Origin of the sequence: Hominiventricola aquisgranensis (assembly GCF_040096225.1) — a bacterium.
GTDB classification, from domain to species: Bacteria; Bacillota; Clostridia; order Lachnospirales; family Lachnospiraceae; genus Hominiventricola; species Hominiventricola aquisgranensis.
In genome coordinates, this window is record NZ_JBBMFC010000003.1 from 50,545 (window position 1) to 63,489 (window position 12,945).

The window sequence follows — 12,945 nt, forward strand, 5'->3', positions numbered from 1 at the left end:
AGGCGTAGAAAGGATGACTTATGGCAAAAGAAACGATGAAAAAACCGACCTCCAGAAAAAGTGCTGCACATTACAGTTCTGCTTCCGGAACACCTTCTACTAGAAGAAAAGGCGGTAAAAAGAGAAGTACAAAGAAGAAAAAGAAAAGAGGAATGATTATTGCAGTTGAGGTTCTTCTGATTCTTGTGGTGTTGATTGGATTCTATGTTGTAAGCAAATTGGATCAGCTTCAGCATCCGGATATGGGTGAGGGAGATACCTCTGTGAATGAGAGTATTGAAGAAGACACTGTAGCAACCATGTCAGGTTATACGACGGTCGCACTGTTTGGTCTGGATACCCGTGAGTCCGGTCAGCTTGGTAAAGGAAACCGAAGTGATACGATTATTATTGCCAGTATCAATAATGATACTGGAGAAGTTCGTCTGGCATCTGTATTCCGTGATACTTATCTGGATATGACCACTGGAAAGTTCAATAAAGCAAACTCTGCATATTCTACAGGTGGTCCGGAGCAGGCAATCAAGATGCTGAATAAGAATCTGGATCTGACCATTGAAAAATACATCAGTGTGGACTTTGCAGCAATGACAGATGCAGTTGACCTGCTGGGTGGCATAGATATTGATGTTGATGAGACAGAGATCGATCATCTGAATAACTATATGGTAGAGACTTCTAAGGTAACGGGTGTAGCGTCTAAACCGCTGACACATACAGGGCTTCAGACTCTGGACGGTGTACAGGCGACTTCCTACTGCCGTATTCGTTACACAGCAGGAGATGATTTCAAGCGTACCGAGCGTCAGAGAGAAGTGATCCAGGAGCTTGTCCGTAAGGCAAAGACCATGGAGATCAGTAAGATCAACGATATCATCAATGCTGTGTTCCCGAAGATTGCGACCAACTATTCCAACAAAGAGCTTCTGGAGATGGCTCCGCAGATGATCGGATATGATATTGCAGATACAGCTGGATTCCCGTTTGACAGAGAGACAGGTACGATCAGTGGAAGAGGTTCCTGCGTTATTCCTGTGAATCTGGCAGAGAATGTACGTCAGCTTCATGAGTTCCTCTATGAGAATTATGATTATACACCTTCCAGCGAGGTGCAGAAGATCTCTGAGCAGATCACTGCAGATACTGGATATTAAGGATTGGACAGAATACAAAGCGAGGGAGTGTTATCTTACCTCGCTTTCTCTGTATAAAACTATTTTTAAGTGGAGTAAGTATGGAAGTAGATGTACTGATTCCGGTATATCGACCGGATGGGAAGCTTACAGAGCTCCTGAAACGATTAAAAATGCAGAATTATCCGATCCATCGGGTCATTCTTATGAATACGGAAGAGAAACATTTTCCAACAGAACTGACTGGTATCTGGGATCGGGTCGAAGTATATCATCTGGCAAAAGAAGAATTTGATCATGGCGGGACCAGAGACCGGGGAGTCCGCATGTCGACAGCAGATCTGGTGCTCTGCATGACACAGGATGCCATGCCGGCGGACGAGACATTAATAGAAGAGCTGGTGAAGCCTTTTGATGATTCGGAAGTCTGGGCAGCCTATGCAAGACAGCTTCCGAACGAGGATTGCAGAGAGGTGGAAAAATACACCAGAAGCTTTAACTATCCGGAGCAGAGCATGGTGAAGACAAAAGAAGATCTGGACAGACTTGGGATCAAGACATTTTTCTGCTCTAATGTGTGCGCAGCCTGGCGAAGGGAAAAATATCTGGAGCTTGGTGGCTTTGTGAAACACACGATCTTTAATGAGGATATGATCCTGGCTGGGACAATGATCAAACAAGGTGGAAAGATTGCGTATTGCGCGAAAGCAAAGGTGATTCATTCCCATAACTACTCTGCATTTCAACAATTTCACCGGAATTTTGATCTGGCAGTGTCTCAGACTATGTATCCGGAGGTGTTTGGAGGCATCCGTTCGGAGTCCGAAGGAATCAAACTGGTGAAAAAAAGTCTTTCATATTGTATAAAGATAGGGAAACCGTGGCTGATGATCCAGGTGGTGACCCAGAGTGCAGGAAAGCTGTTGGGATATAAAATGGGACAGCGATACAGAAGTCTGCCTATGTGGCTGATCTTAAGATGCACGATGAGTCCATCATTCTGGCGAGGGGGAAAAGCATGAACAAAGCAGTAAAATGTCTGGTTGTTGTGGGCTGTGCAGTGATGCTGTGCGGATGTGGCAACAGCGAAAACAGAATAGAACAGCAGCAATCCCTTCGCACACAGGGAATTGCGCAGGTGCAGAGTGGAGATTATGACAGTGCAGTTCAGTCTTTTGATCAGGCGCTGAAGCTTTCTGATATGCAGGTGGGTAGTCTGGAACTGGATATTGCGGCTTATAAAGCAGCAGCAGAGTACCATCAGGGAAATCTGGATCAGGCGATTGATACCTGCAGTGCGATTCTGGATGTGAAGAAATCTGCAGAGATTTATCTGACCCGTGGACTGCTCTATCGGGATGCTGAGAATCAGGAGGCAGCTAATGCAGATTTTACTGAGGCATTGAATCGGACTTCTAAAAAGGATCTGATCATGAAGGGACGCCTCTATTATTATATGAAGGATTACACCAATGCGAAGAGCTGCCTGGAGGAGGCGGTGAAAAATGGTGATCAGGAAGGCGTGTACTGGCAGGCAGAGCTTTACTGGGACAGCGGTAATCAGGATTATGCGGTGAGTCTGTATCAGAACTATTTAAGTGGCGAGTCTCCATCGCATCAGGATGCGTATGAACGTGTGGCATCCTATCAGATCTCTCAGGAAAATTACGATGATGCGCTGGCAACTCTGGAGCAGGGAATTGCCATGGGAGATCAGGGCAGTCTTCGTAGTCTTCTGTCCAGTGAGATAGCTGTCTATGAGCGAAAATCTGATTTTCCTACGGCAAAAGCAAAGATGGAAAGCTATCTGGAAAGTTATCCCGATGATGCAGATGCGGCCAGAGAGTATGAGTTTTTGAAAAGCAGATAAAATATTTTATATGGAATGGAACCGTCGGCTCAGAGATGAACCGGCGGTTTTTATGTACTTGAAATTGTTCACAAAAACTCCACAAAAAAATTTTAAATATGCTTGACAAAAGATATGGGTAGTGATATCTTAAGTTACAGGAAATGTTAGCACTCCAATTAAACGAGTGCTAACAAGCAGAGAAAGGAGTTGAGACCATGGAACTGGATGAGAGAAAGAAAAAAATCTTACATGCGATCATTCAGAACTACATGGAGACTGGAGAACCGGTAGGATCAAGAACCATATCGAAGTATTCGGATCTGAAGCTTTCCTCTGCTACTATCCGCAATGAGATGTCGGATCTGGAGGAGATGGGTTATATCATTCAACCCCATACTTCCGCAGGAAGGATTCCTTCTGATAAAGGATACCGGCTGTATGTGGATAACCTGATGCAGGAAAAGAATCAGGAAGTTGCAGATCTCAAGGAACTGATGTTCCAGCGGACAGACCGGCTGGAAAAGGTGCTGAAGCAGGTGGTCAAAGTACTGGCAAACAATACCAATTATGCGACCATGATCTCCACACCACAATATCATCAGAATAAACTGAAATTTATTCAGTTGTCCAAAGTAGATGATCATCAGATTCTGGCAGTGATCGTTGCAGAGGGAAATGTGATCAGAAACAAACTGATCCCCATCTGTGAAGAACTCAATGATGAGACGATCCTGAAGCTGAATATCCTGCTGAATACTATGTTGAATGGAAAAACTATCGAGGAGATCAATCTTCAGATGATTTCCAGTATGAAAGAGCAGGCGGGCATCCATAGTAATATCATCGGAGATGTGGTGGATGCAGTGGCCGAGGCAATCCATTCTGATGAAGGAATGGAGATCTACACCGGAGGAGCCACCAATATTTTCCGTTATCCGGAATTGAGCGAGAACGGAAAAGCAAGTGAGATCATTCAGACTCTGGAAGAAAAACAGAATCTGGTGGATCTGGTCAATGAGACACTCAGCAATGAGGAAAAAGGCATTCAGGTGTATATAGGAAGTGAATCACCAGTACAGAGCATGAAGAACTGCAGTGTGGTAACTGCCACATATGAACTGGGGAATGGACTTCAGGGAACGGTAGGTATCATCGGTCCCAAACGAATGGATTATGAGAACGTTATGGGAACGCTGAAGACTCTTATGGATCAGCTGGACGATGTTTTTCATAAATAGAAAGGCGGAACAACTGTGGAAGAAAGCAAGACAATGGAACAGGAACCGGTAACTCAGGAGGAAGAAATCGTGGTAGAGGATACCAAGGCAGAAGATGTTTCTGAGACGGCAGATCAGGAAGAAGCACAGGCAGAACCTGAGACAGCAGAAGAGGATGCCGGAACTGATAAAAAAGGTTTCTTCGGTAAGAAGAAGGAGAAAAAAGATAAAAAGGATGAGCAGATTGCAGAGCTGACTGACAAACTGAAGCGTCAGCTGGCAGAGTTCGAGAACTTCCGGAACCGTACTGACAAAGAGAAATCTCAGATGTATGCAGTCGGTGCAAAGGATGTGATCGAAAAGATCCTTCCGGTGATCGATAATTTCGAGAGAGGTTTGAAGAGTATTCCGGAAGATCAGAAAGGCGGTCCGGTGGCAAGCGGCATGGAGATGATCTACAAGCAGCTGATCACCGTACTTTCAGATCTGGGTGTAACCCCCATCGAAGCGGTGGGCCAGGAATTTGATCCGAATCTTCATAATGCAGTGATGCATGCAGAAGATGAGGGGCTGGGCGAGAACATTGTCGCAGAAGAATTCCAGAAAGGTTATAAATATAAAGATACCGTGCTTCGGCACAGTATGGTAAAAGTTGCAAACTAACGTGTAAGCAATGAACAGTGTGTGACGAAATGAAACGAAGTGGAAATGAGCTGACGCACTGTGTACTACAATATGGATTAGAACAATTTCAGGAGGAAAAAGAAATGAGCAAGATTATTGGTATTGACTTAGGAACAACGAACTCTTGTGTAGCAGTTATGGAAGGTGGAAAACCCACCGTTGTTGCAAATACAGAAGGAGCAAGAACCACACCGTCTATCGTGGCATTCACAAAGACCGGTGAGCGTCTGGTTGGTGAGCCGGCAAAACGTCAGGCAGTTACCAACGCTGAGAAGACCATTTCCTCTATTAAGAGACATATGGGAACTGATTACAAAGTAAACATTGACGGAAAGAACTATTCTCCGCAGGAGATCTCCGCAATGATCCTTCAGAAACTGAAAGCAGATGCTGAGAACTATCTGGGCGAGAAAGTAACTGAAGCAGTTATCACTGTACCGGCATACTTCAACGATGCACAGAGACAGGCAACCAAGGATGCTGGTAAGATCGCAGGTCTGGATGTAAAACGTATCATCAACGAGCCGACTGCAGCAGCACTTGCATATGGTCTTGATAATGAGAAAGAACAGAAGATCATGGTATATGACCTTGGTGGTGGTACCTTTGATGTATCTATCATCGAGATCGGTGATGGTGTTATCGAAGTTCTGGCAACCGCTGGTGACAACCATCTGGGCGGCGATGACTTCGACCAGAAAGTAACTGACTGGATGATCTCCGAGTTCAAGAAACAGAACGGTGTAGATCTTGGAAATGACAAGATGGCACTGCAGAGACTGAAAGAGGCAGCTGAGAAAGCTAAGAAAGAGCTTTCCGCTTCCACTACAACCAATATCAACCTTCCGTTCATCAGCATGAATGCAGATGGTCCGCTTCATTTTGATATGAACTTGACCAGAGCAAAATTCGATGAACTGACACATGATCTGGTAGAGCGTACTGCTAACCCGGTACAGGCAGCTCTCCGCGACGCAGGTATCAGCCCGTCTGAGCTTGGCAAAGTTCTGCTGGTAGGTGGTTCTACACGTATCCCGGCAGTACAGGATAAAGTAAAACAGCTGACCGGACATGAGCCGAGCAAAACTCTGAACCCGGATGAGTGTGTAGCAATCGGTGCTTCCATTCAGGGTGGTAAGCTGGCAGGAGATGCTGGTGCAGGTGATATCCTTCTTCTGGATGTTACTCCGCTGTCTCTGTCCATCGAGACCATGGGAGGTATTGCAACCCGTCTGATCGAGAGAAATACAACCATCCCGACCAAGAAGAGCCAGATCTTCTCTACTGCAGCAGATAACCAGACCGCTGTTGATATCAACGTTGTACAGGGTGAGAGACAGTTTGCAAGAGATAATAAATCCCTTGGACAGTTCCGTCTGGATGGAATCCCGCCAGCAAGACGTGGAGTTCCGCAGATCGAAGTTACCTTTGATATTGATGCCAATGGTATCGTAAATGTATCCGCTAAGGATCTTGGAACCGGAAAAGAGCAGCACATCACTATCACTGCTGGATCCAATATGTCTGATTCTGATATCGAGAAAGCAGTCAAAGAAGCTGCAGAGTTCGAGGCACAGGATAAGAAACGGAAAGAAGCAATTGATGCAAGAAATGATGCAGATGCTATGGTATTCCAGACTGAGAAGGCTATGGAAGAGGCTGGAGATAAGATTGACGCTTCCGAAAAAGCAGCTGTACAGGAGAAGATTGATGCTCTGAAAGCAGTTGTTGACAGAACTGCTAACCAGGCAGATATCTCTGATGCAGACATTGATGCACTGAAATCTGGCAAGGAAGATCTGATGAACGCAGCACAGAAACTGTTCCAGAAGATGTATGAGCAGACTCAGGGCCAGGCAGGCGCACAGGGTGCAGGTCCGGATATGAGCGGAGCAGGAGCAGGAAGCACCGGAGCTGCTGATGATGTAGTTGACGGAGATTACCGCGAGGTATAAAATAAGTCGGCAGAAGCAAATGCAAATGCTGATCAATGGCAGGTCATCTGCCATAAAATGAGAAATAAGAAATATGCTGTGAAAGCAGCCGCGTGACAAATACCCGCGGGCAGAATGCAGCACCGCACAAGGTGTTGTCCTGCTCGTGGGTGTTCGTGTGCAAAAAAAGCTTTTGCAGATTCGAAAGGGTAAGATTATGGCAGAGACGAAGAGAGATTATTATGAAGTCCTTGGCGTAGACCGGAATGCAGACGAAGGAACGATCAAAAGTGCCTACAGAAAACTGGCAAAGAAGTATCATCCGGATATGAATCCAGGAGACAAGGTAGCTGAACAGAAGTTCAAAGAGGCTTCAGAAGCATATGCTGTCTTAAGTGATGCAGAAAAACGTAAAAAATACGATCAGTTTGGTCATGCAGCCTTTGAACAGGGCGGTGGCGGAGCCGGCGGATTTGGCGGATTTGATTTTAACGGAGCTGATATGGGAGATATTTTCGGGGATATTTTCGGAGATATTTTCGGAGGCGGAAGAAGCCGCAGAAACAGCAATGGACCTATGAGAGGTGCAGATTTACGTGCCGCTGTGCGCATTACATTTGAAGAAGCAGTGACCGGCTGCGAGAAGGAGCTGGAGTTGACACTGAAAGATGAGTGTGAAAAGTGTCATGGTACCGGAGCAAAACCGGGAACTACACCGCAGACCTGTCCGAAATGCGGAGGCAAAGGTCAGGTGGTATATACCCAGCAGTCTCTGTTCGGTATGGTGCAGAATGTGCGTCCGTGTCCGGACTGTCAGGGAACTGGTAAGATTATCAAGGACAAATGCCCGGACTGCTATGGAACCGGATATATTGCGAGCAAGAAAAAGATTTCCGTATCTGTTCCGGCGGGAATTGATAACGGACAGAGTATCCGTATCCGCGGCAAGGGAGAACCAGGTGTCAATGGAGGACCGAGAGGTGATCTGCTGGTAGAAGTTCAGGTGAGCCGTCATCCAATCTTCCAGCGTCAGGACATCGATATTTTCTCTACTGTACCGATCAGTTTTCCGGTGGCAACACTCGGTGGAACGATCCGGATCAAGACTGTGGACGGAGAAGTAGAGTACGATGTGAAAGCGGGAACCCAGACCGATACCAGAGTACGGCTCAGAGGAAAAGGTATGCCGTCTCTCAGAAACAAGGGCGTGCGCGGTGATCATTATGTGACTCTGGTCGTTGAGGTTCCGACTAATTTAAGTCATGCGGCAAAAGAAGCACTGAAGGAATACGATAAAGAAAACGGAAATACTCTGAATCAGAAGCCAGAAGCCGGAAAACCAAAGAAAAAAGGATTTATGGATAAACTGAAAGAAAACCTGGAAGACTTGTAGAATTTGACAAAAATCATCAAAAAAATTTGATAGAAAAATGGACAAGTCTGTGCAGGTGTGATAAAATGAATCCGTATGGTAAGAGCTATTTTTACAATAGAATAAAGAGTCTTATTGATTCTGATAAGGAGGAATAATAAAAATGGCCAGAAAAATGAAAACCATGGATGGAAACCATGCTGCTGCTCATGTATCTTATGCATACTCTGACGTAGCTGCTATCTATCCGATCACCCCGTCATCTGTTATGGCAGAAGCTACTGATGAATGGGCAACTCAGGGAAGAACCAACATCTTCGGACATACCGTACAGGTAACCGAGATGCAGTCCGAGGCTGGTGCAGCAGGTGCTGTACACGGATCTCTGGCAGCTGGTGCTCTGACAACCACCTTTACCGCTTCTCAGGGACTTCTTCTGATGATCCCGAACCTGTACAAAGTAGCAGGTGAGAGACTTCCGGGTGTATTCAACGTATCCGCTCGTGCACTGGCAAGCCATGCACTGTCTATCTTTGGAGATCACTCCGATGTATATGCCTGTCGTCAGACTGGTGTAGCAATGCTCTGCGAGTCCAGCGTACAGGAGGTTATGGACCTGACTCCGGTTGCTCACTGTGCAGCAATCAAAGGACGTCTTCCGTTCATCAACTTCTTCGACGGATTCCGTACTTCTCATGAGATCCAGAAGATCGAGCAGTGGGATTACGAAGATCTGAAAGATATGGTAGATATGGATGCAATCGAAGCATACAGAAAAGATGCTCTGAACCCGAATCATCCGTGTCAGAGAGGTTCTGCTCAGAACCCGGATATCTTCTTCCAGGCTCGTGAGGCATGCAACCCGTACTACGATGCTCTTCCGGCAATCGTTCAGGAGTACATGGACAAAGTTAACGCTAAGATCGGTACCGATTACAAGCTGTTCAACTACTACGGAGCTCCGGATGCTGAGAAAGTTATCATCGCTATGGGATCTGTATGTGATACCATCGAGGAGACAATTGATTATCTGCGTGCTGCAGGCGAGAAAGTCGGTGTTGTTAAAGTTCGTCTTTACAGACCGTTCTGCGCAGATGCACTGGTAGAGGCTATTCCGGAAACTGCTAAACTGATCACCGTACTTGACAGAACCAAAGAGCCAGGTGCTCTTGGCGAGCCGCTGTACCTTGATGTTGTTGCAGCTCTTAAAGGAACCAAATTCAATGATACTCCGGTATTCACAGGCCGTTACGGACTGGGATCCAAAGATACTACTCCGGCTCAGATCGTTGCTGTATACAACAACACTGAGAAGGCTAAATTTACTATCGGTATCGTAGACGATGTTACACATCTGTCTCTTGAGACCGGTGCTCCGCTGGTAACCACTCCGGAAGGAACCATCAACTGCAAGTTCTGGGGACTGGGTGCTGACGGTACTGTTGGAGCTAACAAGAACTCCATCAAGATCATCGGTGATAACACTGATATGTATGCTCAGGCATATTTTGATTATGACTCCAAGAAATCCGGTGGTGTGACCATGTCTCACCTTCGTTTTGGTAAGAAGCCGATCAAATCTACATACCTGATCCACAAGGCTAACTTTGTTGCCTGTCATAATCCGTCCTATGTACGTAAGTACAACATGGTACAGGAGCTGGTTGACGGTGGTACATTCCTGCTGAACTGCCCGTGGGATATGGAAGGACTTGAGAAACATCTTCCGGGACAGGTGAAAGCATTCATCGCTAACCACAATATTAAATTCTATGTAATCGATGGTGTTAAGATCGGTATCGAGACCGGTATGGGACCGACACGTATCAATACCATTCTTCAGTCCGCATTCTTCAAGCTGGCTGCAATCATTCCGGAGGAGCAGGCTATCGATCTTATGAAAGCTGCTGCAAAGGCTACTTACGGACGTAAGGGTGATGATGTCGTTGCTAAGAACTGGGCTGCTATCGATGAAGGTGCAAAACAGGTTGTAGAGATCAAAGTTCCGGAAAGCTGGAAGACTGCAGCTGATGAAGGACTTGTTACTACTCATGCAGAGAGCGGAAGACAGGCTGCTGTTGACTTCGTTAACAACATCCAGGCTAAAGTATCTGCACAGGAAGGTAACACTCTGCCGGTATCTGCATTCAAAGATTATGTAGATGGAACTACTCCGTCCGGTACTTCTGCATACGAGAAACGTGGTATCGCAGTTAATATCCCGGTATGGAATCCGGAAAACTGTATCCAGTGTAACAGATGTTCTTATGTCTGCCCGCACGCTGCAATCCGTCCGGTTGCTATGACCGAGGCTGAGGCTGCTGCTGCACCGGCTGATATGCAGACACTGGCTATGACTGGTATGGCTGATAAGAAGTTTGCAATCGTTGTATCCGCACTTGACTGTACCGGATGCGGCTCCTGTGCAAACGTATGCCCGGGCAAGAAGGGTGCAAAAGCTCTCGATATGCAGAATATGGAAGCAAATGCAGCTTGCCAGAGCGCATTCGATTACGCTGTAACTCTTCCGGAGAAAGCAGACGTTATCGCAAAATTCAAAGAGGCTACCGTAAAAGGATCTCAGTTCAAGACTCCGCTGCTTGAGTTCTCAGGCGCATGTGCAGGCTGTGGTGAGACCCCGTACGCTAAACTGATCACCCAGCTGTTTGGTGACAGAATGTATATCGCAAACGCAACAGGATGCTCCTCTATCTGGGGTAACTCCTCACCGTCCACTCCTTACACTGTAAACGAGAAGGGACATGGTCCTGCATGGTCCAACTCCCTGTTCGAGGATGCAGCTGAGTTTGGTTACGGTATGCTGCTCGCTCAGAACGCTATCCGTGGCGGACTGAAAGAGAAAATTGAGGATATCGTTGCTAACGGTCAGAACGCAGATGTAAAAGCTGCAGCTCAGGAATGGCTTGATACTTATGGAGTAGGTGCTACCAATGGCACTGCAACCGATAAGCTGGTAGCTGCTCTGGAAGCTTGCGGATGTGACAAGGGCAAAGAGATCCTTGCACAGAAAGACTTCCTCGCTAAGAAATCCCAGTGGATCTTCGGTGGTGACGGATGGGCTTACGATATCGGATTCGGCGGCGTTGACCATGTACTTGCTTCCGGCAAAGACATCAACGTAATGGTATTCGATACTGAGGTTTACTCCAACACAGGTGGACAGTCTTCTAAGGCTACCCCGACTGGTGCAGTAGCACAGTTCGCAGCTGGTGGTAAAGAGACCAAGAAGAAAGATCTGGCTTCTATCGCTATGAGCTATGGTTATGTATATGTAGCACAGATCTCCATGGGTGCTGACTTCAATCAGTGCGTAAAAGCAATCGCAGAGGCAGAGGCATATCCGGGACCGTCCCTGATCATCGCTTACGCTCCGTGTATCAACCATGGTATCAAGAAAGGTATGAGCAAAGCTCAGACCGAGGAGCAGCTGGCTGTTGAGGCTGGTTACTGGCATTGCTTCCGTTTCAACCCGGCTCTGGCAGCAGAGGGCAAGGATGCATTTGCACTGGATTCCAAGACTCCGACTGGCGATTTCCAGGCATTCCTGGATGGCGAGGTTCGTTACAACTCTCTGAAGAGAGCAAATCCGCAGAGAGCAGAAGAACTGTTTACCAGATCCGAGAGCGAGTACAAGGCAAGATATGCTTACCTGAACAAACTCAAAACTCTGTACGGCGGAGACGCAGAATAATCTGTATTAACAAGAAGGATATGCTTTCGGGCATATCCTTCTTTTTTTCTTGCATAAAAAGAAAGATATGGGTATGATATCTGGTAGATAGAATTTCTTTTTTGGAGGACGAAACGATGACAAAACCAACTTTGGTAATTATGGCAGCTGGAATGGGAAGCCGCTACGGTGGATTAAAACAGATTGATCCCATTGATCCACAGGGACATATTATTATGGATTATTCCATCTATGATGCAGTACAGGCCGGATTTGGAAAAGTAATATTTATCATTAAAAAAGAAAACGAAGCAGATTTTCGCGAGAGCATCGGCAATCGCATGGAGAAACGTATTCCGGTGGAGTATGTATTTCAGGATCTTCACAACATTCCGGAAGGTTATGAAGTGCCGGAAGGACGTGTAAAACCATGGGGAACCGGCCATGCCGTATTGTCCTGTCTGCCGGTGGTGGATGGACCGTTTGCTGTGATCAATGCAGATGATTATTATGGACAGGAGGCATTCCGTCTGATCCATGATTTTCTGGTAAATACCAAAGATGGAGAGAAATATCAGTATGCCATGGTAGGTTATCTTTTGAAAAATACACTGACCGAGAATGGTCACGTGGCCCGTGGTGTCTGCGAGACAGATGAGAATCACAAGCTCACTGCAATCACAGAGAGAACCAGAATTGAGCGTCGTGCAGAAGGACCGGCTTATACAGAGGATGATGGTGCTACCTGGCACAGCCTTCCGGAAGACGCACCGGTATCCATGAATCTGTGGGGATTCTCTGCAAGTATTTTAAAAGAACTGAAAGAGCGTTTCCCAGTATTTCTCGATGAGAATCTAAAGAAAAATCCGCTGAAATGCGAATATTTCCTTCCATTTGTGGTAGATGAACTGATCCGAGAAGGAAAGGCAGAAGTAACTGTATTGAAATCCCATGACCGCTGGCACGGAGTTACCTATAAGGAAGATAAACCGGTCGTTATGAAAGCAATGCAGGATCTGAAAGATGCAGGAAAATATCCGCAGAATTTGTGGGAGGAGTAGA

At 46.3% G+C, this 12,945-nt stretch carries 9 protein-coding genes; all 9 read left to right on the plus strand.

The genetic code is table 11. The annotated features are described in order from the left end of the window. Nucleotides 1-20: 20 nt before the first annotated feature. The 9 genes from WMO62_RS02190 (at nucleotide 21) to WMO62_RS02230 (ending at nucleotide 12,944) form a co-directional block, all read left to right on the plus strand. Entirely contained in the window at nucleotides 21-1,154 is a 1,134-nt protein-coding gene (locus WMO62_RS02190; protein ID WP_349143661.1) for an LCP family protein, read from the plus strand. 80 nt (nucleotides 1,155-1,234) lie between these two features. Further along, nucleotides 1,235-2,155 carry a glycosyltransferase family 2 protein gene (locus tag WMO62_RS02195; protein ID WP_349143662.1) on the plus strand — a complete coding sequence of 307 codons (921 nt, stop codon included), beginning with the start codon at nucleotides 1,235-1,237 and terminating at the stop codon, nucleotides 2,153-2,155. Continuing rightward, complete coding sequence (locus WMO62_RS02200) at nucleotides 2,152-3,003, plus strand: tetratricopeptide repeat protein (RefSeq protein WP_349143663.1); 852 nt, start codon at nucleotides 2,152-2,154, stop codon at nucleotides 3,001-3,003. The genes WMO62_RS02195 and WMO62_RS02200 overlap by 4 nt, the downstream gene beginning before the upstream one ends. A 197-nt stretch (nucleotides 3,004-3,200) precedes the next feature. Continuing rightward, a complete protein-coding gene (gene hrcA / locus WMO62_RS02205) occupies nucleotides 3,201-4,223 on the plus strand; it encodes a heat-inducible transcriptional repressor HrcA (protein ID WP_118439263.1) in 1,023 nt (340 codons plus the stop codon). Between the two features lie 33 nt (nucleotides 4,224-4,256). Continuing rightward, the gene (gene grpE / locus WMO62_RS02210) at nucleotides 4,257-4,865 is read left to right on the plus strand and encodes a nucleotide exchange factor GrpE (RefSeq protein ID WP_349143733.1); all 609 of its coding nucleotides are present in this window, start codon (nucleotides 4,257-4,259) and stop codon (nucleotides 4,863-4,865) included. 104 nt (nucleotides 4,866-4,969) lie between these two features. Then, the gene (gene dnaK / locus WMO62_RS02215; RefSeq protein WP_118627431.1) at nucleotides 4,970-6,841 is read left to right on the plus strand and encodes a molecular chaperone DnaK; all 1,872 of its coding nucleotides are present in this window, start codon (nucleotides 4,970-4,972) and stop codon (nucleotides 6,839-6,841) included. Nucleotides 6,842-7,037: 196 nt separating this feature from the next. After that, nucleotides 7,038-8,213 (plus strand): molecular chaperone DnaJ, encoded by a 1,176-nt coding sequence (gene dnaJ, locus WMO62_RS02220; RefSeq protein ID WP_349143664.1) that lies wholly within the window; start codon nucleotides 7,038-7,040, stop codon nucleotides 8,211-8,213. A gap of 142 nt (nucleotides 8,214-8,355) precedes the next feature. After that, entirely contained in the window at nucleotides 8,356-11,904 is a 3,549-nt protein-coding gene (gene nifJ, locus WMO62_RS02225; protein WP_349143665.1) for a pyruvate:ferredoxin (flavodoxin) oxidoreductase, read from the plus strand. A gap of 116 nt (nucleotides 11,905-12,020) precedes the next feature. After that, nucleotides 12,021-12,944, plus strand: a complete 924-nt coding sequence (locus WMO62_RS02230; RefSeq protein WP_349143666.1) for a nucleotidyltransferase family protein — start codon at nucleotides 12,021-12,023, stop codon at nucleotides 12,942-12,944. Nucleotide 12,945 lies beyond the last annotated feature (1 nt).

Excerpts from the sequence above, each read along its gene's own strand:
- WMO62_RS02190 (WP_349143661.1), top strand. The coding sequence starts at position 21 with ATGGCAAAAGAAACGATGAAAAAACCGACCTCCAGAAAAAGTGCTGCA.
- WMO62_RS02195 (WP_349143662.1), top strand. The coding sequence starts at position 1,235 with ATGGAAGTAGATGTACTGATTCCGGTATATCGACCGGATGGGAAGCTT.
- WMO62_RS02200 (WP_349143663.1), top strand. The coding sequence starts at position 2,152 with ATGAACAAAGCAGTAAAATGTCTGGTTGTTGTGGGCTGTGCAGTGATG.
- hrcA (WP_118439263.1), top strand. The coding sequence starts at position 3,201 with ATGGAACTGGATGAGAGAAAGAAAAAAATCTTACATGCGATCATTCAG.
- grpE (WP_349143733.1), top strand. The coding sequence starts at position 4,257 with ATGGAACAGGAACCGGTAACTCAGGAGGAAGAAATCGTGGTAGAGGAT.
- dnaK (WP_118627431.1), top strand. The coding sequence starts at position 4,970 with ATGAGCAAGATTATTGGTATTGACTTAGGAACAACGAACTCTTGTGTA.
- dnaJ (WP_349143664.1), top strand. The coding sequence starts at position 7,038 with ATGGCAGAGACGAAGAGAGATTATTATGAAGTCCTTGGCGTAGACCGG.
- nifJ (WP_349143665.1), top strand. The coding sequence starts at position 8,356 with ATGGCCAGAAAAATGAAAACCATGGATGGAAACCATGCTGCTGCTCAT.
- WMO62_RS02230 (WP_349143666.1), top strand. The coding sequence starts at position 12,021 with ATGACAAAACCAACTTTGGTAATTATGGCAGCTGGAATGGGAAGCCGC.